19 protein-coding genes are annotated in these 22088 nt (G+C 63.4%); 8 read left to right on the top strand and 11 right to left on the bottom strand.

Annotated features, from left to right (window positions below):
* Positions 1-246: 246 nt before the first annotated feature.
* Positions 247-1004, top strand: a protein-coding gene (locus JF542_RS23795) for an IS5 family transposase (RefSeq protein WP_207077663.1) whose coding sequence is annotated in 2 segments (ribosomal slippage) — positions 247-571 and positions 571-1004 — 759 coding nt in all. Because the reading frame shifts where the segments join, the coding sequence is not laid out codon by codon here.
* 502 nt (positions 1005-1506) lie between these two features.
* Here the strand turns inward: JF542_RS23795 and JF542_RS23790 are convergent.
* The 7 genes from JF542_RS23790 to JF542_RS23760 all read right to left on the bottom strand — a co-directional run bounded on the left by JF542_RS23790 (position 1507) and on the right by JF542_RS23760 (position 9261).
* The gene (locus JF542_RS23790) at positions 1507-2874 is read right to left on the bottom strand and encodes a methyl-accepting chemotaxis protein (protein ID WP_007801038.1); all 1368 of its coding nucleotides are present in this window, start codon (positions 2872-2874) and stop codon (positions 1507-1509) included.
* Between the two features lie 78 nt (positions 2875-2952).
* Complete coding sequence (locus JF542_RS23785; protein WP_207077662.1) at positions 2953-3951, bottom strand: LLM class flavin-dependent oxidoreductase; 999 nt, start codon at positions 3949-3951, stop codon at positions 2953-2955.
* Between the two features lie 117 nt (positions 3952-4068).
* The gene (locus JF542_RS23780) at positions 4069-4857 is read right to left on the bottom strand and encodes an FAD binding domain-containing protein (protein ID WP_207077661.1); all 789 of its coding nucleotides are present in this window, start codon (positions 4855-4857) and stop codon (positions 4069-4071) included.
* Positions 4858-4966: 109 nt separating this feature from the next.
* Positions 4967-7330, bottom strand: a complete 2364-nt coding sequence (locus JF542_RS23775) for a xanthine dehydrogenase family protein molybdopterin-binding subunit (protein ID WP_207077660.1) — start codon at positions 7328-7330, stop codon at positions 4967-4969.
* 114 nt (positions 7331-7444) lie between these two features.
* Positions 7445-7930 carry a (2Fe-2S)-binding protein gene (locus JF542_RS23770; protein WP_007801048.1) on the bottom strand — a complete coding sequence of 162 codons (486 nt, stop codon included), beginning with the start codon at positions 7928-7930 and terminating at the stop codon, positions 7445-7447.
* A gap of 98 nt (positions 7931-8028) precedes the next feature.
* A complete protein-coding gene (locus JF542_RS23765; RefSeq protein ID WP_007801050.1) occupies positions 8029-8562 on the bottom strand; it encodes an SRPBCC family protein in 534 nt (177 codons plus the stop codon).
* Positions 8563-8766: 204 nt separating this feature from the next.
* Entirely contained in the window at positions 8767-9261 is a 495-nt protein-coding gene (locus JF542_RS23760) for a hypothetical protein (protein ID WP_207077659.1), read from the bottom strand.
* Between the two features lie 82 nt (positions 9262-9343).
* On the opposite strand from JF542_RS23760, the gene moaA reads away from it, so the two are divergent.
* The 6 genes from moaA (at position 9344) to JF542_RS23730 (ending at position 14893) form a co-directional block, all read left to right on the top strand.
* A complete protein-coding gene (gene moaA / locus JF542_RS23755; protein ID WP_007801055.1) occupies positions 9344-10348 on the top strand; it encodes a GTP 3',8-cyclase MoaA in 1005 nt (334 codons plus the stop codon).
* Positions 10349-10634: 286 nt separating this feature from the next.
* The gene (locus JF542_RS23750) at positions 10635-11087 is read left to right on the top strand and encodes a GNAT family N-acetyltransferase (RefSeq protein ID WP_007801057.1); all 453 of its coding nucleotides are present in this window, start codon (positions 10635-10637) and stop codon (positions 11085-11087) included.
* Complete coding sequence (locus JF542_RS23745) at positions 11087-12466, top strand: DUF2927 domain-containing protein (protein WP_207077658.1); 1380 nt, start codon at positions 11087-11089, stop codon at positions 12464-12466. The genes JF542_RS23750 and JF542_RS23745 overlap by 1 nt, the downstream gene beginning before the upstream one ends.
* Positions 12463-12630: a hypothetical protein gene (locus JF542_RS23740; protein WP_007801060.1), complete on the top strand. Its 168-nt coding sequence runs from the start codon at positions 12463-12465 to the stop codon at positions 12628-12630. Before JF542_RS23745 ends, JF542_RS23740 begins: the two co-directional genes overlap by 4 nt.
* Positions 12631-12866: 236 nt before the next feature.
* The gene (locus JF542_RS23735) at positions 12867-14051 is read left to right on the top strand and encodes a vWA domain-containing protein (RefSeq protein ID WP_007801062.1); all 1185 of its coding nucleotides are present in this window, start codon (positions 12867-12869) and stop codon (positions 14049-14051) included.
* Positions 14048-14893: a glucosamine kinase nucleotide-binding domain-containing protein gene (locus tag JF542_RS23730; RefSeq protein ID WP_207077657.1), complete on the top strand. Its 846-nt coding sequence runs from the start codon at positions 14048-14050 to the stop codon at positions 14891-14893. Before JF542_RS23735 ends, JF542_RS23730 begins: the two co-directional genes overlap by 4 nt.
* Before the next feature lie 18 nt (positions 14894-14911).
* Here JF542_RS23730 and JF542_RS23725 read toward each other — a convergent pair whose 3' ends face one another.
* Entirely contained in the window at positions 14912-15565 is a 654-nt protein-coding gene (locus tag JF542_RS23725; protein WP_207077656.1) for a glutathione S-transferase family protein, read from the bottom strand.
* Positions 15566-15668: 103 nt separating this feature from the next.
* On the opposite strand from JF542_RS23725, the gene JF542_RS23720 reads away from it, so the two are divergent.
* The gene (locus tag JF542_RS23720; protein ID WP_207077655.1) at positions 15669-16880 is read left to right on the top strand and encodes a polyhydroxyalkanoate depolymerase; all 1212 of its coding nucleotides are present in this window, start codon (positions 15669-15671) and stop codon (positions 16878-16880) included.
* Positions 16881-17436: 556 nt separating this feature from the next.
* Here the strand turns inward: JF542_RS23720 and JF542_RS23715 are convergent.
* The 3 genes from JF542_RS23715 to JF542_RS23705 all read right to left on the bottom strand — a co-directional run bounded on the left by JF542_RS23715 (position 17437) and on the right by JF542_RS23705 (position 21846).
* The gene (locus tag JF542_RS23715) at positions 17437-19245 is read right to left on the bottom strand and encodes a P-loop NTPase fold protein (protein WP_207077654.1); all 1809 of its coding nucleotides are present in this window, start codon (positions 19243-19245) and stop codon (positions 17437-17439) included.
* Positions 19246-19564: 319 nt separating this feature from the next.
* Entirely contained in the window at positions 19565-20200 is a 636-nt protein-coding gene (locus JF542_RS23710) for a recombinase family protein (RefSeq protein ID WP_207077653.1), read from the bottom strand.
* A 665-nt stretch (positions 20201-20865) separates the two neighbouring features.
* Complete coding sequence (locus JF542_RS23705; RefSeq protein ID WP_207077652.1) at positions 20866-21846, bottom strand: phospholipase D family protein; 981 nt, start codon at positions 21844-21846, stop codon at positions 20866-20868.
* Between the last annotated feature and the right edge of the window lie 242 nt (positions 21847-22088).

Below are 22088 nucleotides of genomic sequence, written 5' to 3'. Positions count from 1 at the left end.
TTGAAACCTTGGCCCGCGTCACCGACAATCCAACCGTCAGGCTGCCCGCAGTGGCATCCTGATCAGGCCCGGACCTCTCCGAAGGTCGACGCTCCTACACCATGCCGTGGGGCACTATCCAAGGAAAACCCAGACACTATCAGTTCCTCTCGCTATGATGCGTTTCCGCACGCTTTGTAGCTAGGCTCAGGACCCATTGATTTCCCCTGAGCAGCCTGATTCAGCGTTCGGAAAACGAGCGGTGACATGTCTGATCTCTTCTGGCTGAGCGATGCACAGATGGCGCGTCTTGAACCCTATTTCCCGAAGTCCCACGGCAAGCCTCGCGTCGATGATAGACGTGTGCTGAGCGGGATTATCTTCATAAACCGTAATGGCTTACGGTGGCGGGATGCGCCGAAAGAGTATGGCCCTCATAAGATGCTTTACAATCGTTGGAAGCGATGGAGCGACAAAGGCAACTTTGCTCACATAATGGCCGGGTTGGCTGCCGAGCACGGCGAGAAGAAAACGGTGATGATTGATGCGACGTACCTGAAGGCACATCGCAGCGCGTCCAGCCTGGGCGCGAAAAAGGGGGGCGTGGCCGCCTGATCGGTCGCACCAAGGGCGGCATGAACACCAAGCTGCATGCCATCTGCGACAGCAACGGCCGCCCGATCAGTTTCTTCGTCTCCGCTGGCCAAGTCAGTGATTACATCGGGGCGCGAGCGTTGCTCAGCAGCCTGCCCGATGTCGACTGGCTGATCGGGAATCGCGGCTACGACGCCGATTGGTCCCGAGAAGCGGTGCAAGACAAAGGGATACGCGCCTGCATCCCGGGCCGGAAACAACGCAAGACAACCATGAAATACGACAAACGCCGCTACAAACGCCGGAACCGTATCGAGATCATGTTCGGCAGGCTCAAGGACTGGCGCCGTGTCGCGACCAGATATGACAGATGCCCAAAGGCCTTCTTCTCCGCCATCGCTCTCGCCGCAACTGTCATCTATTGGCTATGAGTCCCGAGCCTAAGATCGGTCACGCCTTGCGCCAAGCTGGAATGGCTGCAACGGGCCGGGAGCGACGGATGCTGCTTCCTGCTCGGTGTACGGATCTCTGCGGTGCCACAGGTCCGCTGCGAGCTCATGCCTCCCATTCTGTGTGATCCGAGATGCGCGCCTCGGGCCGAAGTGAGGCGGCGAACGTCGCGCGGAGATGCGGTAAATCCCAACGAAAACGTGGTCCACTTCGGTGCTAACCCATTGATCTCAATGGCGGCAACTCTCCCATGCCGTGGTCCACACTGCCATTGTTTTTAAATGATTTTTCGAATTCTCTGGCAGCCCTGCCGGGCCTGCCAGACCGAACATCGCCACGCGCCGCGCCAACAGGGGCTACGCCAGTGCCTTGATTGCCGTCCCTCTTCCCTACCCTGTGCGCCCAGAAACGCGCCTCTGGGCGATACGCGCTACCGCGTGTTCGCGGCGGAGACCGGCAGGACGACCCCGCGCGGGTTCGGGATTACCATCCGGCATTCGCCACGCGCGGCTCTGGATCGTGTTGCAACGCCGGCTCTGCCCCAAGGCCATCGATACGGAACACCCGGACACCGTCCGAAAGTGTCCGGCTGTTTTGCGTCAGGCTCCGGATGGCGCTGGCGGTCTGGTTGACCATGGCCGCGTTCTGCTGCGTGACCGTGTCGAGCTGCGAGATGGCGGTGTTGATCTCGCCCAGCGTCATGGTCTGCTCGTTAAGCCCGTGCACCACTTCGCGGATCCGGTCCGAGATCCGATCGACGCCTGAGAAGATGCTGCCGAGCTCGCCGCTGGCGCGGCCGACAAGTTCGACCCCGGCCTTCACGTGGATGCCGCTTTCGCTGATCAGCGCCTTGATCTCCTGCGCCGATTCAGCCGACCGCTGCGCCAGGGTGCGGACCTCGGAGGCCACCACCGCAAAGCCGCGCCCGGCCTCGCCTGCGCGCGCCGCCTCGACCCCGGCATTGAGCGCGAGCAGGTTGGTCTGGAAGGCGATGTCGTCAATCACCGAGATGATCTGCGAGATCGAATCCGACGAGGTCTCGATGCGCTTCATCGCCTCGGTGACGTCTTCGACCACCTTGCTGCTGCCTTCGGCAGCGCTCTTGGTCTCCTCCGCCTCTCGCCCGACCTCGGTGGCATATTCGGCGGCAGACTTGGCATTGGAATTAAGCTCTTCGACCGCCGCGGCGGTCTCTTCCAGTGTCGCCGCCTGGGTTTCTGTGCGCTGCGACAGCTCGTCGGAATTGTCGCCGATTTCGGAGGCCACGCTGTCGATCTCGCCCGAGACGCTCTGCACCTGGCGGATCAGCCCCGAGATGTGCTCGGCCGCGGCGTTGAACGCATCGGCCAGCTCGCGCAGACGATCCTGCGCGGTGAGCGTCACGCGATGCGACAGGTCACCCGAGCTCAACGCCTCGAGCCCGTCGGCGATGGCGCGGATCGCCTGGCGCTGGCCGGTGATCTCGGTCGCGATCTTGGTGATGCGCACCACGTCACCAGCCTCGTCATAGACCGGCGCGTAGGTGGCGGAGATCCAGATCACCTTGTCATCTCTGGTGATGCGCGGAAACTCGTCCGAGAAGAACTTCCCGGCCCGCAGATCCTCCCAGAATTGCCTGTAGGCCTCGGATTGGCGGTACTTCTTCTGCACGAAGATGCTGTGATGCTTGCCGATGACCTCGCTCTCGTCCGGATAGCCGAGCGCGGCGAGAAAATTCTCGTTGGCGCGCAGGATCGTGCCGTCGGGCGCGAAATGGATCACGGCCTGCGTGCGTTCGACGATCTGCAGGATCGCCTCATCGCCGGTCACTTCGTGCTGACTGTCTTGCTTCGACTTGCGGGAAAACCACATCCCAGCGCTCCTTCAGGCGGTTCCTGACGGAGCAGATACCTCGACAGACCTTTCCAGAGACTGAACAGACGCGCAATTTTACGCCGCGCGCGCGTCCAGCCCCTGCAGCGCATCCATCGCGATGGCGTAGCTCCGCTGACGCGCCCTGGGATCGTGCATCGCGCTCGACAGGATCAGCTCGTCGGGACGGTAGCGCTCGATCAGCCGCTCGAGCCCCGCAGAGACCTGCGCCGGATCGCCGGTGGCGCTCACGCTCAGCGCCTGCTCGACCATCGCCACGTAGCGCGGGTCGGCGACGTCGTGAATATTATCCACCGGGTGCGGCAGCTTGCCGGGCCGGCCGCTGCGCAGGTTGATGAAAGCCTGCTGCTGCGAGGTCTTCAGCCGCAGCGCCTCGGCCTCGGTCTCGGCCGCCCAGACATTGGCCGCCAGCATGAAGCGCGGCTTGTCGGTGATGCCGGGCTGGAAGCGGTCGCGGTAGATCTCGACCGCCTGATCCAGCGCGTCGGGGGCGAAATGCGAAGCGAAGGCATAGGGCAGCCCCAGATGCGCCGCGAGCTGCGCACCATAAAGCGACGAGCCGAGGATCCACACCGGCACATGCGTGCCCTCGCCCGGCACCGCGCGCACCGGCTGACCCTCGCTGGCCTCCTGAAACAAGCCGACGAGCTCGACCACGTCCTCGGGGAAGCGATCCGAGGAGGCGTGGTTGCGGCGCAGCGCCATGGCGGTGATCTGGTCCGAGCCCGGCGCCCGCCCGAGCCCGAGGTCGATGCGGTCCGGGAACAGCGTGGCCAGCGTGCCGAACTGCTCGGCGATCACCAGCGGCGAGTGGTTGGGCAGCATGATGCCGCCCGCGCCGACGCGAATCTTGCTGGTGGCGGCGGCCACCTGCCCGATCACCACCGAGGTCGCCGCCGAGGCGATGCCCACCATGTTGTGATGTTCGGCCAACCAGAAGCGGTGATAGCCCAGCCGCTCCACGTGGCGCGCCAGATCGAGCGTGTTGCTCAGGGCGTCGGCCACGGTGCCGCCTTCGGACACCATGGAGAGATCGAGAACGGATGCGGGGATCATGGCCGGCCTTTCTGCTGCGTCGTCCTCCCGCATATAGGCATGCACGTTTTGTCTTGAAGATGCAAAGGCCCCCGATCTTTCGAGACCGAGGGCCAATTCACGATTGCTTGTCGCGCCTTAGGCGGCGGACTTCACCGCGCGCTTGGTCAGAACCGCGATCAGGTGGGCGCGGTACTCGCCCGAGCCGTGCAGGTCCGAGATCATGCCGTCGCCCGAGAGCGACAGACCGTCGAGCGCGTCGACACTGAAATTCGACGACAGCGCGGACTCGGCCTCGGACCAGCGGAACACGCCATCCTCGGAGGCGCCGGTCACCGCAACGCGCACGCCGTCGGCATATTTCGCCACGAACACCCCCACCAGCGCGAAGCGCGAGGCGGGCTGCTCGAACTTGATATAGGCCGCGGCCTCCGGCACCGGAAACTTGACCGCGGTGACGATCTCGCCCTCTTCGAGCGCGGTGGTAAACATGCCCTCGAAATAGTCGTCCGCCGCAATCTCGCGGGTGTTGGTGACGATGGTCGCGCCCGAGGCCAGCGCCGCCGCCGGGTAACAGGCGGAGGGGTCGTTGTTGGCGAGGCTGCCGCCGATGGTGCCGCGGTTGCGCACCGCCGGGTCCCCGATGTTCACCGCAAGGTCGGCCAGCGCCGGATAGGCGCTGCCCACCTCGGCCGCCACCGTCGCATGGGTGGTGCCGCCGCCGATGGTGACGGTGTCCCCATCGATGGAGACGCCCTTGATCTCGTCGATATTCTTCAGGCTCACCAGCACCGACGGCGCGGCGAGGCGCGCCTTCAGCGACGGAATCAGCGTCTGACCGCCGCCCAGCGCCTGCGCCTCTTCCTTGCCCAGCGCCGCCACCGCGTCGGCGACGCTTGTCGGGCTTTCGATCTCGAAGCTGTACATCTTCTATCCTCCTGTCGAAGGGTCTCCGGGCGCAGCGCCCTGCCCTTCTTCACGTTCCAAATACTCAACGATCCGGCGGCGCCGTCAAGCGATGCCGCCGGAAAGAGGCTCAGCCCTGCATCGCTTTCCACACACGGTGCGGCGAAACCGGCATGTCGATATGATCGACCTGCGTGTAGCCGCCCGAATGCAGCGCGTCGATCACCGCGTTGACCACCGCCGGCGGCGAGCCGATGGCGCCGGCCTCGCCGCAGCCCTTCACCCCGAGCGGGTTGTGGGTGCAAGGCGTGGCACAGGAATGGTCCACCTGGTAGAATGGCACGTCCTCGGCCCGCGGCATGGCGTAGTCCATGTAGGAGGCCGACAGAAGCTGGCCGTTCTCGTCATAGACGCAGCTCTCGAGCAGCGCCTGCCCGATGCCCTGCGCCAGACCGCCATGCACCTGCCCTTCCACGATCATCGGGTTCACCACGTTGCCGAAATCGTCGGCGGCGGCAAAGCGCTCGATGGTGACGCGGCCGGTCTCGGGGTCGAGCTCGAGCTCGCAGGCATAAGCGCCCGAGGGATAGGTGAAGTTCGCCGGATCGTAGAACGCCGTCTCCTCCAGCCCCGGCTCGATATCCTCGAGCGGGTAGTTGTGCGGCACGTAGGCGGCCAGCGTCACGTCGCCCCAGGCCACCGACTTGTCGGTGCCCGCCACGGTGAACTGGCCGTCCTTGAGCTCGATGTCGGCATCCGAGGCCTCGAGCAGGTGGCCGGCAATCTTCTTGGCCTTGTTGATGATCTTCTCGGTGGCGCGCACCATGGCCGAGCCGCAGACCGCAAGGCTGCGCGAGCCATAGGTGCCCATGCCGAAGGGGATCTTCGAGGTGTCGCCATGCACGATGTCGATCATGCTCTCGTCGATGCCGAGCATCTCGGCCACCACCTGCGGGAAGGCGGTCTCGTGGCCCTGCCCGTGCGAATGCGCACCCACCATGACCGAGATCGATCCGGTGGCATTCACCCGCACCGTGGCGGCGTCATAGAGACCGGCGCGCGCGCCGAGCTGACCCACGAGGTTCGACGGCGCGATGCCGCAGGCCTCGATATAGCAGTTGATGCCGAGGCCGCGTAGCTTGCCATTGGCCTCGCTCTCCTTGCGGCGGGCTTCAAAGCCCTCGCGATCGATCATCTCCTCGAGCTTGTCCATCGTCGCGGTGTAATCGCCGGTGTCGTATTCGACGGCCACCGGGGTCGCGTAGGGGAAGCTGTCGATGAAGTTCTGCCGGCGCAGCGCGATCGGATCGACGCCGAGCTCGCGTGCCGCCTTGTCGACCAGCCGCTCAAGCTGGAACGTGGCCTCCGGGCGGCCGGCGCCGCGATAGGCATCGACCGGGACGGTGTTGGTGAAGACGGCCTTCACGTTCACCTGGATCGCCGGGGTCTTGTAGTTGCCCGCCATCAGCGTGCCGTGCAGCCAGGTCGGCACCGACGACGAGAAGGTCGACAGATACGCGCCCATGTTGGCCAGCGTATCGGTGCGCAGGCCGATGAAGTTGTTGTCGGCATCGAGCGCCAGCTCGATCTTGGTCACGTGGTCGCGACCATGGGCGTCGGACATGAACGCCTCGGAGCGGGTCGAGGTCCACTTGACCGGGCGATTGATCTGCCGCGACGCGAAGGTGACGAAGGCCTCCTCGGCGTAGTGGAAGATCTTGGTGCCGAAGCCGCCGCCCACATCCGGGGCCACCACCCGCAGCTTGTGCTCGGGGATGCCGAGCACGAAGGCGCCCATCAGCAGACGGATCACGTGCGGGTTCTGCGAGGTGGTGTAGAGCGTGCTCTCGTCGTTGGCGCGGTTGTACTCGCCCAGCGCGACGCGCGGCTCCATCGGGTTGGCCACGAGGCGGTTGTTGATCAGATCCAGCGTCGTCACATGCGCGGCGTTCGAGAAGGCCTCGTCGATCGCCGCCTGATCGGAGCCGAACTGCCAGTCGTAGCAGAGGTTGTCGTCGAGATCGTCGTGCACCTTGGCGGCACCGGCCTCGAGCGCGGCCTTCATGTCGACCACCGCCGGAAGCTCGTCGATGTCGTAGACGATGGCCTCGGCGGCGTTGCGCGCCTCCTCCAGGCTCTCTGCCACGACCGCGGCGATGGGATCGCCCACATGGCGCACCTTGCCCTGCGCCAGAACCGGGTGCGCCGGCTCCTTCATCGGCTCGCCGTTCTTGTCGGTCACCTGCCAGCCGCAGGGCAGACCGCCGATGCCCTCGAAATCCTTCCCGGTGAAGATCCGCACCACGCCGGGCATCGCCTCGGCATCGCTGGTGTCGAGATTGTTGATGGTGCCATGCGCCACGTCCGAGCGCAGGAACACGCAATAGGTCTGGCCGTAGGTGCTGATGTCGTCGGTGTACTGACCGGCGCCTGTCAGGAAACGCACGTCTTCGCGGCGTTTCTGCGAGGCTCCGATGCCATGATCCTTGGGCATGAAAACTCCTCCCTGGGTGTGGCGGGCAGCCCCCGCCTTGGCAAATCCCTCCCGGACGCCGCGATCCGGCGGGTCCTCCACCCGCCGATCCGGCCGTTCCGGTTCGTCGCTAACTCACTCGGCGGCGATGCCGCTCACGTCCTGCCCGCTCGCCGCCAGGATCGCCTTGACGATGTTGTGGTAGCCGGTGCAGCGGCAGATATTGCCCTCGAGGTAATCGCGCACCTCGTGCTCGCTGGGCTTGGGGTTCTCCTTGAGCAGCGCCGCCGCGGTCATCACCATGCCCGGGGTGCAGAAGCCGCACTGAAGCCCGTGATGGTCCTGAAACGCCTGCTGGATCACCGAAAGCGAGCCATCCGCATTGGCCATACCCTCGATCGTCGTCACCGAGGCGCCCTCGGCCTCGCCGGCGAACATGGTGCAGGCCTTCACGCTCTGGCCGTCCACGTGAATCACGCAGGCACCGCACTGGCTGGTGTCACAGCCCACATGGGTGCCCGTCAGGTGCAGCTCGTCGCGCAGAAATTCGGTCATGAGCGTGTTGCCCGAGACCTCTTTCGAGACGGCCTTGCCATTCACCGTCATCGTCACCTTGGTCATCAAGTCCTCCCTGGGTGTCCCTGTCTGTTGTCCTTTGGTGGTCGCGGGCTCCTTGCCTGCCCGCGGGATCTTGTCGAATGCGCTTCAGGCAATGGGCCTCAGTTCGAGACCATGCGCTTGAACCAGCCCTTCTTCTTGCCCTCTTCGGCCGCCTCGCCTTCGGCTTCCGGCGCGTCCTCGGGATCCGCCGGTCCTTCGACCGCGTCCTGAAGGTTAGTGAAGAACTGGTCCGCCATCTTCTTTGCGAAACCGTCGATGATGCGGCTGCCGAGCTGTGCCAGCTTGCCACCGACCTTGGCCTCGACCTCGTAATGCAGCTCGGTGATGCCGTCGCCCTTGTCGGTCAGCGTCACGTCGGCACCGCCCTTGGCGAAGCCCGCGGCACCGCCCTTGCCCTCGCCCGACAGCGTCAGGCTCTCGGGCTCGTTGCGGTTCGACAGCGCGACCTGTCCCTTGAAGGTCGCCTTCACCGGGCCGACCTTCTGAACCACGGTGGCCTCGAAGCCCTCTTCCGGCGACCCGGTCATCTCGGTGCAGCCGGGCACGCATTGCTTAAGAACCTCCGGGTCCAGGATCGCGGCCCAGACGACCTCGCGGGGCGCCTTGATCTCGCGCGTGTCGCTCATGTGCATGGTGGGGGTCCTCCCTTCCTCTCCGGGCCCCACAGTACACGTTGCCCGTGGGGCGCATATAAGACCAATGGCTAAGACCAGTGGCGTGTCTCCGGCCGGTCCCGAAAAGGGGATCCGGCCATTTGCCGGCAGCATGGACAATGGCCTCATCGCTGCCAAGCGGATTCGTCAAATCTGCCCGGGGCTTGCGCTCGTGGCGCGCGATCAGCCTCCGGCGTAGACCTCGACCGTGGGCAGATCCGTCAGAGGTGCCTCGATCAGGCGCATCGCGGCAAGCGAGATGCGACTGCCGCCGGTGGCGGGCCCGTCGATGGGGGTCAGCGTCACCTGCGCGGATTTGCCGGTTGCCGGGAACACCACGCGGCCTTGGCGTTCGGCGCTGACCAGAGGCGTCTCGAGCCAGAAGCCCGGATTCGAGGGGTCTCCGAGCGACACCACGGTGGTCCCGAGCCGGCTCTCACCGCCCGCGGACGGTGCCGCCGCGGCGGCGCGCTCCTCGGCGCTGGTGGTGTCGAACTCTTCCTCGGTGCGGGCACCCACGGGCGGGGCGATGCCGCTGGCAGGCCGCGCTTCGGGGCGCGCGGCCTCGGTCGAGGTGGCGGCGGTCGCGGTGGCGACGGGCTCTTCCTGCTGGGCCGGCGACATGACCTGGCCACAGGCGGCGAGCAGCAAGACGGGGAGAAGGGAATACGCTTTCATGCCGGCAGGCTAGGACCAATATCCGGGGCTGACAATCGCGTCCGTCCTTGCCGAGCGGCGCAATCGCGCCTAGATTTCGCGGATGGAAAAGCTCATCGATCCCTTCGCGCGCCCGATCTCCTACCTGCGGGTCTCGGTCACCGACCGCTGCGACTTCCGCTGCGTCTACTGCATGTCCGAGAACATGAGCTTCCTGCCCAAGAAGGAGCTGCTGACGCTGGAAGAGCTCGACAGGCTGTGCTCGACCTTCATCGGCATGGGGGTCGAAAAGCTGCGCATCACCGGCGGCGAGCCCCTGGTGCGGCGCGACATCCTCAAGTTCTTCCAATCGATGACCCGGCATCTCGATTCGGGCGCCCTGCGCGAGCTGACACTGACCACCAACGGCTCGCAGCTCGAGAAATTCGCCAAGCCGCTCTACGAGGCCGGCGTGCGCCGGGTGAACATCTCCGCCGACACCCTCAACGAGGAAAAATTCGCCGAGATCACCCGCTGGGGCCGCCTGCCCCAGGTGCTGCGTGGCATCGACGCGGCGCAGCAGGCCGGGATGCGGGTCAAGCTGAACGCTGTGGCGCTCAAGGGCTTCAACGAGGACGAACTGTTCTCGATGACCGAATGGTGCGCCGAGCGTGACATGGACCTGACCTGGATCGAGGTCATGCCGATGGGCGACATCGGCAACGAGGACCGGCTCGACCAGTACTGGAAACTGACCGACCTGCGGGCGCGGCTGGCCGAGCAGTACACGCTCACCGACCTGCCCGAGAGCACCGGCGGTCCAGCCCGCTACGTACGCCTTGAGGAGACCGGGCAGAAGATCGGTTTCATCACGCCGCTCACGCATAATTTCTGCGAAAGCTGCAACCGCGTGCGTCTCACCTGCACCGGCGAGCTCTTCATGTGCCTGGGGCAAGAAGACAATGCCGATCTGCGCAGTGCGCTGCGCAACCACCCGGGCAGCGACGCGCCGCTCGAGGCGGCGATCCGTGCCGCCATCGAGCGCAAGCCCGAGGGCCATGATTTCGACTACTCGCGCCAGAGCGTCGACGGCCGCGTGTCACGCCACATGAGCCACACCGGCGGCTGATCCCCGTGCCCGAAAAATCTACGCAGGAAGATTTTTTGCCCCCCGCGCATCGAAGATTTTTCGTCCGAAAAATCTTGCGACGTTCGACGGTCGAGCCAGTGACCGGGTCTAGGCCCATGGCGCCGACGTCGCCTTTCACCTAGCGCCAACGCCCCGCCTGAGCGGCGAAATCCGCCGGCCTCTCGGAAGGGCGTTGGGTCGCGCGCCGCTTTGTGCCTATACTCGCAACAATCCGGGCGCGAGACCCGCCCCCGAGCAGCGATGGCAAAACAGGCAAGACCCACAGATGACCCAAGACACGGTAACCGTGCGCCCGCTCCGGGCGGCAGACGAAGAGAGCTGGCGTAAGCTCTGGACCGGCTACCTCACCTTTTACGAGTCCTCGGTGAGCGAGGAGGTCTACCAGACCACCTTTGGTCGCCTGCTCGACGGTGACGACCACGAATTCCACGCGCTGGTGGCCGAAAGCGACGGCGAATTGATCGGCCTCGTGCACTACCTCTTCCACCGTCACTGCTGGCGGGTCGAGAATGTCTGCTACCTGCAGGATCTCTTCGCCGCGCCCGAGGCGCGCGGCAAGGGCGTTGGCCGGGCGCTGATCGAGGCGGTCTATGCCAAGGCCGACGAGGCCGGGTCGCCGAATGTCTACTGGCTGACACAGGATTTCAACCACACCGCCCGGCAGCTTTACGACCGGATCGGGACCCTGACCCCCTTCATCAAGTACCAGAGGGCCTGATGCGCCGGCTGCTGTTTCCGGTGCTGATGTGGCTGGCCTCCTGCATGCCGGTCGCCTCTCCGGAGACGGCGAGCCGCGCCGCCGCCTCGCTGGGCGATCTCGGCCCGCTGCCGGCGATGAAGAGCTTCGCCCAAGCGCATCCCGCGCCGCCCGCCATCTCGAATGCCGATCTCTCCCGCGACGTGCTGGACCTGGCCTTCGCGCTGGAATCGGGCCGCATGCTCGAGCAGTTCTCGCGTTTCGAGACGCCGGTCACCGTCACGGTGCAGGGCAAGGCGCCGCCGTCCATGGGACCGGATCTCGACCGGCTGCTGCAGCGCCTGCGACGCGAGGCGGGGATCGACATTTCGCGCGTCAGCGGCGCCGAGGCCAATATCACTCTCGTTGCGGTTCCGCGCGACGAGATCCGCCGCCACCTGCCTCAGGCCGCCTGCTTCGTGGTGCCCAATGTCAGCTCGCTGCAGGAATATCTCTCCGCGCGCAAGAGCCGGCGGGTGAGCTGGACCAGCGTCACGCGGCGCGAGCGCGTGGCGATCTTTCTGCCCGCCGATGCCGCGCCGCAGGAGCTGCGCGACTGCCTGCACGAAGAGATCGCCCAGGCGCTGGGACCGCTCAACGATCTCTACCGGCTGGGCGACAGCGTGTTCAACGACGACAACGTCCACACTGTGCTGACCGGCTATGACATGACGGTGCTGCGGGTTTTCTACGACCGCACCCTGCGCTCGGGGATGCGCCGAGACGAGGTCGCGGCGCGGCTGCCGGCGATCCTCGCCCGGATCAATCCCGAGGGCAGCCAGCACCAGGCGCGCCGTCTGCCCGCCACGCCACGGGACTGGAGCGCGGCGGTACAGACCGCGCTCGGCCCCGGCACGGATTACGACGCGCGGCTGAAGGCCGCTTCCACGGCACTGGGGATTGCCGAGCGCGAGGGCTGGCACGACCACCGGCTGGGCTTTTCCCACTACGCCATGGGCCGGCTCTTGCAGGGCAGCGACGCCGAGGCAGCACGGCGCGCCTTCCTGCGTGCCCGGGACACCTTTGAGCACGCGCCGGATACGGCACTCCACCAGGCCTACGTGGCCGCACAGCTCGCCGCATACGAGATCCACGCCAACCGCCCCGAGGCGGCGCTGGCGCTGACCGCGCCGCATCTCGACACCGCCATGCGGCACGAGAACGCGGCGCTGCTCTCGACGCTGCTCCTCTTGCGCAGCGAGGCGCTCGACCTGGCCGGGCGGGCCTCGGAAAGCCGGCTGGTCAAGCTGGACTCCCTGGGCTGGGCACGATACGGCTTCGGCCCGGACTGGGCCGTGCGCGCCAAGGCGCGCGAGATCGGCTCGCTCAATCCGCTCAAGGGAGGCAGGGGCGCAGGATGATCGTGATCGCTGGGGTTCTCATCGGGGCCATCATCGGCGGGCTGACCGCCAAGCGCCGCAAGGGCGATCTTGCCGATATCGCGCAGTTCGTGGTGGTCTATGCGATCGCCTTCGGGCTGGCCGGGCTGATCGCGACCATCGTGATCGAGAAACTCGCGACCTGAGCCGAGCGGCCTGCATCGCAGGCCGTGGAGCAGGCAGGGGCGCTGCCCCTCTGGCGCCTGCGGCGCCATTCACCCCTGGATATTTCCGGCCAGAAGAAGAACAAGGGCCGCGCGCCATTTCAGAGGCAGCGCGGTGGGCGGGAAACGTCGGGTGCGTTTTTCCGCAGGGCCGGCGTCGTGGTGGTTGCGACCGGGGCCGCTTTGCGTAGGATGAGCGCATCCCCAGCGGAGCCCGCATGTTCGTACCCTTCTTCGAAACCCTTCGCGCCGCTCAGGTGCCGGTCTCGCTTCGCGAGTACCTGACCTTTCTCGAGGCCATGCGCGCAGGTCTGGCGACCTATGACGTGGAGGGGTTCTACTACCTCGCACGCAGCGCCATGGTGAAGGACGAGCGCCATCTCGACCGCTTCGACCAGGCCTTTGCCCACAGTTTCAAGGGGCTCGAAAAGATCGGGCTGGAGCAGATGCTCGAAGCGGTGGAGCTGCCCGAAGACTGGCTGCGCAAGATGGCCGAGAAGCACCTCACCGAGGAAGAGAAGCGCGAGATCGAGGCGCTTGGCGGTTTCGACAAGCTCATGGAAACGCTGCAGGAGCGTCTCAAGGAGCAGCAGGGCCGGCACCAGGGCGGCAACAAGTGGGTCGGCACCGCCGGCACCTCGCCCTTCGGTGCCTACGGCTACAACCCCGAGGGCGTGCGCATCGGTCAGAAGGAGAGCCGGCACCAGCGCGCGGTCAAGGTCTGGGACAAGCGCGAGTTCAGGAACCTCGACGACAGCGTCGAGCTTGGCACCCGCAACATCAAGGTGGCGCTGAAACGGCTGCGCCGCTGGGCCCGCGACGGGGCGCAGGACGAGCTGGATCTCGACGGCACCATCCGTGCCACCGCCGAGCACGGCTATCTCGACGTAAAGACAAGGCCCGAACGCCGCAACGCGGTGAAGCTGTTGCTGTTCTTCGACATCGGCGGCTCGATGGATCCGCATATCAAAGTGGTCGAAGAGCTGTTCTCGGCGGCGCGCTCGGAGTTCAAGCATCTCGAGCACTACTACTTCCACAACTGCCTCTACGAGGGCCTGTGGCGCGACAACCGGCGGCGTTGGGACCAGCAGACCGCGACCTGGGACGTGCTCAACACCTACGGCTCGGACTACAAGTGCATCTTCGTCGGCGACGCCTCGATGAGCCCCTACGAGATCGCCTATCCGGGCGGCGCCAACGAGCACTGGAACCAGGAGGCCGGTCAGGTCTGGCTCGAGCGCGCCCGAGCGCAATGGCCGGACCACCTGTGGATCAACCCGGTGCCCGAGCGGCACTGGCCCTATACCCAGAGCATCGGCATGATCCGCGAGATCTTTGACGACCGCATGGTGCCCATGACGCTGGACGGAATCGAGCGCGGCATGAAGGAGCTGTCGCGATGATCCTTGCGGTGGATGGCGGCGGCTCGACCTGCCGGGTGGCGCTGGAGCACGCCGGCAGCCGCCACGTGGTCAGCCTTGGTGCCGCCAACGTGACCAGCGATTTCGACGGCGCCGTGGCGCGCATCACCGAAGGTATTCAGGCGGTGGCGCAGGCGGCCGGGCTGAGCCCGGAGGCGCTGCGCGCCTGCCCGGCCTATCTCGGGCTTGCCGGGGTCACCGGCCCGGCGCTGGCCGATGGCGTGGCACGGGCCCTGCCCCTCGACCACGCGGTGGTCGAAGAGGATCGCCGCGCCGCGGTGGTGGGTGCTCTGGGGCGCGTGACCGGCTGCGTGGCCGGGCTTGGCACCGGCAGCTTCCTCGCACGGCAGGATGGCGACAACTTCCGCAGCATCGGCGGCTATGGCCTGGTGCTCGGCGACGAGGCCTCGGCGGCGTGGCTCGGCCGCGAACTTCTGATCTACACCTTGCGCGCGCATGACCGGCTCGAGGCACACACCCCGGTGAGCAAGGCGCTGCTCGATGATCTGGGCGGCGCGCCCGGTGTCATCGCCTTCGCCGCGAGCGCCACGCCGGAACGCTTCGGCCAGCTCGCGCCGCGGATCACGCAGGCGCCCGACGATCCCGCGGCGGCGCTGCAAATGCGGCGCGGCACAGCCTATGTGGCGACCGGTCTCAACGCGCTCGGCTGGCGCCCGGAAGAACCCATCTGCCTGATCGGCGGCGTCGCGGGCGCCTATGCCGACTGGCTGCCCAAGGAGATGGCGGAAGCGCTGCGGCCCGCCGAAGGCAGCGCGCTCGACGGCGCGCTGGCGCTGGCGCGGCGGCTGGCGCCGGTGGCCTGAGACCCCGCGGCCCGAGACCTAGAACTCGACCTCGAGCTCCTCGATCTCTTCCGGCTCGGCCAGCGCGCCGGAGATCCAGTCCTGCATCGGGGCCCAGTCGAGCACCGTGTCGATATAGGCCTCGAGCCGGTCGTCGAGAGTCACCGCGTAGGTGCGGAAGCGGGTGCAGACCGGCGCGTACATGGCATCGGCCACGGTGGGCCGGCCGAACAGGAACGGCCCGTCATAGGTGTCGAGGCAATCGTGCCAGATCGTCTTGACCCGCTCCGCGTCGGGGCGCGCGCCCGAGAAGATCTTGAAGCGCTCGTGACGGGCCTTGAGGTTCATCGGCAGCGCAGATCGCAGGTTGTAGAAACCCGAATGCATCTCGCCTGCGATCGCGCGGCAATGGGCGCGCCGCGCCACGTCCTTCGGGTAGAGCCCGGCCTCGGGGAAGGTCTCGTTGAGATACTCGGCGATGGCAAGCGTGTCCCAGACCTGCACCTTGCCGTGGGTCAGGCGCGGCACACGCACCGTGGGCGACAGCAGCAGCAGTTCCTGGCGCATCTCGGCATCGGAAGGATCGACCGGCGCCTCGTCGAAATCGAGCCCGGACATCTTGCACAGAAGCCAGCCCCGCAGCGACCAGGACGAGTAGTTCTTCGATGAAATCGTGAGCGTTGCCTTTGCCATGCTCCCCCCGTTGCTGACGTGATGCTGCACTGCGACATGATTTTTGTCGCATGGCCCCCGGGTTCTGGCTAGCGTTTTCACAGCAAGGGAGGGTTTCGACACCGTGCTGTACGCCACCTACCAGGGGTTTGATGATTTAATCGCCCCTTTTCGAACCGCCGCACTTACCGCGATGGCCTTCGCCCCAAGAGGCCCCGGCCCCTTCGCCGACCTGATCCGCAAGAACGCCGCGCTGGCCGAGATGATCTCGCGCTTCCAGCTGACCCACGAGCGACCGGGCTTTGGCATCTCCTCGGTCCGGGTCGAGAACCGCGACGTGCCGGTGACCGAGGAAGTGGCGCTCGACCTGCCCTTCGGCAATCTTTTGCGCTTCCGCAAGGACATCGACACCGCCCAGCCCAAGGTGCTGGTGACGGCGCCGCTCTCGGGCCATTTCGCCACCCTGCTGGCGGGCACGGTGAAGACCCTGCTGCGCGACCACGATGTCTATATCACCGACTGGAAGAACGCCCGCGACGTGCCGCGCGATGCCGGTGAGTTCGGCGTCGAGGATTACGTCGACTACGTGATCCGCTTCATGGAAAAGATCGGCCCCGGCGGTCACGTGCTCGCGGTCTGCCAGCCCTGCGTGCAGGCCCTCGCCGCGGTGGCGGTGATGTCCGAGGACCGCAACCCGGCGACGCCGCGCTCGATGACGCTGATGGCGGGCCCGGTGGACGTGCGCGAGAGCCCGACCACGGTGAACGAGCTGGCGCAGGACAAGCCGCTCGGCTGGTTCGAGCGCAACGTGATCTCGACGGTGCCGTTCCGCTATCCGGGCGCCGGGCGGCGGGTCTATCCCGGTTTCGTGCAGCTCACCGCCTTCATGTCGATGAACATGGAGCGGCACCAGGCGCAGCACCGCAAGCTCTACGATCATCTCGCCGCCGGAGAGGACACGGAAGCAGGCCGGATCAAGGCGTTCTATGACGAGTATTTCGCAGTGCTGGACCTCACCGAGGAGTTCTACATCGAGACCATCGACCGGGTGTTCCAGCGCGCCGAGCTCGCCACAGGCGATTTCAGCTTTCGCGGCCGCAAGGTCGACCCGTCGAAGATCCGCAACACCGCGCTGCTGACCGTCGAGGGCGGACGCGACGACATCTGCGGGCTCGGCCAGACCACCGCGGCGCATGATCTGTGCTCGACGCTGAGGCCGCACCTCAAGCGCCACCACCTGCAGGCCAATGTCGGCCATTACGGCGTGTTCAACGGCCGCCGCTGGGAGAACGAGATCTACCCGGTGGTGCGCAACATGATCCTCGCAATGGAGTGAGCCGGTCGCGTCCCGCGCCGCTTCGGGCTCATTGGCTGGCACGCGCGTATACGCTGGCCGCTGATAGGTCCGATGGCCGATATGGCCCTGCGCCAAGCAATAATGCGCCTTCACAGGTCGCGCTACGTGCTCAGCGTCCCTTTGCGCCCCGTGCGTCTGCGAAGGGGCACGCCCTATCCATCTCGCCTGATGCGATCCAAAAAGGCGCACGTCAGGGGGCGGTGCATCGAAGGGAATGGTGGGTGATGAGAGACTCGAACTCCCAAATCCACATCATAAGTCACTGAAGTTAAACGCATCATCCGCCGCCAATGTTGCGTATATGTACCAGTGCCATGCACCGGTCGTCAACGAGCAACACTGGCGTGCCAAACCGTCGTATGGCCGTTGTGCCAGCTACCCGCCTTAATCTGTTCGAGGTGAAGACAGATCGGTGTGTCCGCCTCCGTGTTGGCCAACAGCTGAGTGCACGAAGCCGCCACACGTATCAGCCGGGCCTCACCATGGCTGACCAAAACTACCGGCCCTCTCCGGTCATTCGCCGGATCAACTATGGCTATCCGATCTTGACCTCTTCCGGTGACGCAAACTTCCAGTAAAATCGAAAGAAAAGTTCCAATTGCGCCCGAGCAAGTTTGGAGTGATGAATTGCTCCCTTTTCGAGTTTCTCTCGTAGCACGTAAAACCATTCGATTTCCGGTTGCCATTCCTCATTGTTATTGTGTCTATCTGCTAGCTGCTCGAATACCTGGCCAAGTGCGTTGCCTTGCCCGCTTTCGAGGTATTCAAGGCATGACTGCGCAAATCCATCAACATCAATCTCGTGGAATATAGGAACATGGTAATATGTTGTTTCATCCTGAGTGTAGCTAATCTTCAACATGAATCTCGACAGGTCACTTCCAAAGCACTCAGCTAGCTTCTTGGCCAGCTCTTCTTTTTTTCCCTCATAGATCCTCAACTGAGCGGCGGACATCGAATTCATTATATCGAGAAAATCGTCATTGGCATCACATCCGTATCCACCAAAAGAAAAATGACGCCCACGCGCCCCCCACCCGAACCGCCGTCCCATCTTTGCAGGAGGCAAGCCTCCCGATCTTGCCAGAACTTCGACTCTCTGAAGGATTTTCGCCACCAGTTCTTTTCTGGAAGTCTGTAAGCCACCATAACTCTCTATGCGCAGCAAGCCATCCGCAATATGAAGATACGGACCAGCCTCCACCGGACTTGCTTCGAACAAGTAATCTTCGCCTTGAGCAATAAGCTCCTTGAGCTCGTCCCAAGCGAAGTCACCCCAATGCGCAATCCGCTTCCAAAGAGGGTTTTCGTCTTGTTGGTTAAACTGGCCGGTGGATTTCAGCAGCTCGTTCAGAGCTTCAGTTTCGGCATGACCTCTAACAAAGAGAAGCTCGCAGAGAGCCATTGAAAGCACCGATCCGCTGTGAGCGTGAATGTCGGCACCCTCATGTCGCTTGAATAGCTTATTCAGCCCTTTCAGGTCCCCTTCTACTTCGCCAGAAACTGCGATCTTCCAACTGTCTCGGCAGTCGAGTACTTGCGTCGTGATTTCACCTTTTGCGAGCGCCATAGAGAACGCCAAGAAGGTGCTGACAAATCGTGCCATTGGCTCCTTTGCCGAAAACAAGTCTTCGTCGATGCGGTCGAGAACCAAGGAGCAGTCCCGGAGGGCATTTCGTAGAAGCCTTAGGTTCTGGTGCCCTGCTTGTTCGAACACTGACCCGATAAGTTTTTCGTGTTCTTGAAAGAACTTTCTTCCACGAGAATGATCAATTGCTGCAAGAAAGTTAGGTAGCGCCGCATCAAGATCCGCTTCGATGTGCAGAGTTCGACCGACCAGCTTTTCCTTTCTATTCAGAAAGGCTTCTTTGTGGTCGTGTTCTTCGGAGTGAACTAGCAAAATCACTCGTTTGCCCTTGTGCTCCACAAAGTCATTAATCAGACCCAAGAGCTGTTGTGGATCAATTGAGGAGCGTTCGATGTCGTCAAATATCAACGTCTCCGGCAAGCCAGCAATCAGCCGCTCCTCCAAGAAATCACGAGCTAGATTTCCTAGATCACCGAGACGGAGTTTCCTTGAGAGAATGTTCCCAAAGATTGCACCTCTTTCAGCAAGAGAAGCTTCATAGCTGTCTTTGAGAAGTGCCCGGCGAAATGCGAGATCGTCAGACGCCCCGTTTAACGAAACATAGCGAACATTATTTGTGCCATCGCTTTCGAAGCACACTTCCTTCACGAAATGTGTCTTCCCAGCACCCCAAGGTGCGTCTACCAGTATTGCGTATCCTGGGTTCTTCATCTTGAGGTACGACTTCAGCGCACCTTTTGCTACCGAGTTTGCCATTGCCGTACTTTGACCACGTTAGGCTTGCAATAAAAGAGAATTCTTCCCAAGCCAGCACTGAGGGTGCCCTCTACGCATTTTCGACATTGGAGCACGGCGCAGCGAAAGCCCGCTTTCCGCCCTCCGGCTCAGCCCTCGCCGTCATACTGTGGCTTGCATGAGTGACCGCAAAGGGCTGGCAGCCACTCAATCCGCCTGCAGATAGGGGCCCGGATTAGCTAGGTCAGCTGCAAACTCGATGTCGGCCAAAACGCTTCGAGGGCACGCCCAAACAAATCTGATGGAATGCTGGGATGTCGGGAGGGTGTCTTGTCCTTTTTCACGCAGCCCACTTCGCCATAGCAGTCTCAACCTTCACTGGATCGTCCTTGATCCTCAGGACAGCCTGACGGCTCAGCCCGGTAACCCTTGCTATGGCTGAAATACTCGCTTCCTCCGCCAACATGGCCTGCACCCGTTCGAGCGTCTCTCGATTATAGCTCGGCTTTCTGCCACGGTACTTCCTCGGATCGCCCTTACTCGCCTCAATCCCGGCCTTCTGGGCCTCTTTGGTCGCCTCCGCCTGTGCCTGAGCCGTAGCCGCCATGAAGGCTATCAGGGCGTCTCTCACGGCCTCCTGCATAGGGTCTGTCGTCGCCCCGTCGAAGGTCATGTTGTTGATGACCGTGCGAATGACCACGCCTCGCCGCATGAAGTCCCGGATGGCGTCTGTCACATCTTGGTAGTTCCTGCCGAGCCGGTCTACCCAGCGGACGACGAGGACATCACCACGCCGCAGCTTGTCGTAGAGGCGCTTACCCTCCGGGCGTTCAGCCAGCTTCGTATTCACGCCCGAGACGCCGTGGTCAGCAATGACCTCATCGAGATGGAAGCCAGCGGCCACCGCCTGCGACTTCTGATGTTCCAAGTTCTGGTCCGTCGTGCTGACGCGGGCGTAAAGGATCGTTTGGGACATGGTGCCTCCGGTATCGTCCGTAAGAGTCATGTCCGTTAACTGATGTGTCCGTTGATGGAAGTCAACCCTTTCGGACACCTCTCAACGCGTCATCTCAGATGTCCGTTCAGGTATACCCTTGCGAACACTCCGACTAAAGCTGGACGTTTCTCGCCGACCGCGCTACGAATAAAGGCAACGGCACCAATGCGTTAACGCATAGCTGCGGTCCTGTTGCACGACACAACGCAACACGACGACACTCATGTCTCACATCCCCCCATACCGCTGCACGATCGAGGTTGCGGCCTCCTCACTCTTCATCGAGCTGCCCTTCATTGGTGCGCTCCAAGCCTCTCGCACGACCAGCCTTCCCGCCGGTCGCCCTCCCTTCCTCGTCAAAGACACTGACACATACGGCAGCGAGTTCACCTTGGGCGTTGGGCGCTGGCAGGCATACTTCTCACCAGCGGGCACGTCACGTCGCAGGGAGCGAGCTTGGATCGACACGCCACGCTGATCAGCAAGCCGAGGTCAGCAGGCGCATGGCTGGGGCTAGCGATGGCCCCACCCCCTGCCGCCTATAACGTCGATGGGGGAATAAGCCCTCGCCGCTTTTCTAGTAAGGCCCTGACATATGTGACCCCCAAGGGGTCCGGGTGACCCGCTACGCTATTTTCCCCATGCTACACGAGTTGTTCGAATAAATCCCAACCGGTTAAATAGTCGAGGTCGGATAGGGCCTGATGGGCTCTCAGCATTTGCCCTTCGTCGTGGACGTTCCGCACCATACCCTGCCAATGCCGACCGAGGTTTCCAAGCTCTGACCATGCAAGGCGGCGGGCAAACGTCCCTCGCCCAGTCTCACTAATAATTGGCCGGGCAAGACGTAGAGAAAAGTGTCGATTATTCTCCTTGTGTATATCCACACAGACTCTGCCATCGTATCTCGCATCAAGGCGCCAGTCGAAGTATGTCCAGACTTTCTTGTCGTATGACGCTTCCTCACCAAAATGTCCCTCCCGGTCTCTTTGGTCCGCCCATTCACGTCTTACGTCGGCGTCATCAACGTCCCCATCTGTGATGATCATCGGCATTGCGCCGAATACGTCATCACGAAGCAGAAGTGTCTCCAGAGCGCCTGCTTTGTGCGCACCATGTGCTAGGCCCTGAGTATTCAGAGTAGCAGCAAGAGTTTTGTTCCTATTCCCGAACTGACGACGGCAGATTTCAACATGATAGTCGGATGCGTCCTCACCCGCTTGGTAAATCTCAGATGCGAGCAGCCATGCCTCACCAGCCTCAACGCCCTCCAACACAACAGCAGCTTCAAGGTGCCCGACACCACTCCATCTGAGACCAGCTCCAGAGGCATTAGACGATCCCACCAGCGATCGAAATTCTGATGTATACATCTTTGCATGTAGGTCCGGATGGACGCGCACCCTACCTTTGAACACCTCCATCAACGACCGAAGCTCTTCTGGGTTCGTACCACCGTGCTCTACGTTCAGGACAACGTGGACATCTTTGTCGCCGGTCGCCAACTGCAATTGCTCAACCGCGCCCTTCCCCCAGTATGACACTGCAAGGATTATTTTGCTCGGCTCCTTCGCGACTTTACGCGCCTCGTGAAGAACATCTATCCCAGATACAACCCTAACCAAAACGCTACCCTTCTAATATATACTCTTATTTTCTCGACGCTGTCATACGAATTGAATGAACGCAACTCAGACCGGGTCCAGCCCTTTGTACATGGTCCTCTCCGCAACCCGGGCACTATTAGGGATAGTGCCCCACGGCATGGTGTAGGAGCGTCGACCTTCGGAGAGGTCCGGGCCTGATCAGGATGCCACTGCGGGCAGCCTGACGGTTGGATTGTCGGTGACGCGGGCCAAGGTTTCAA

The sequence above is a fragment of the Salipiger bermudensis genome (genome assembly GCF_017309175.1).
Taxonomy (GTDB): domain Bacteria; phylum Pseudomonadota; class Alphaproteobacteria; order Rhodobacterales; family Rhodobacteraceae; genus Salipiger; species Salipiger bermudensis.
The sequence above is the reverse complement of the archived record's forward strand: the minus strand, read 5'-3'. Positions and strand labels throughout refer to the sequence as shown.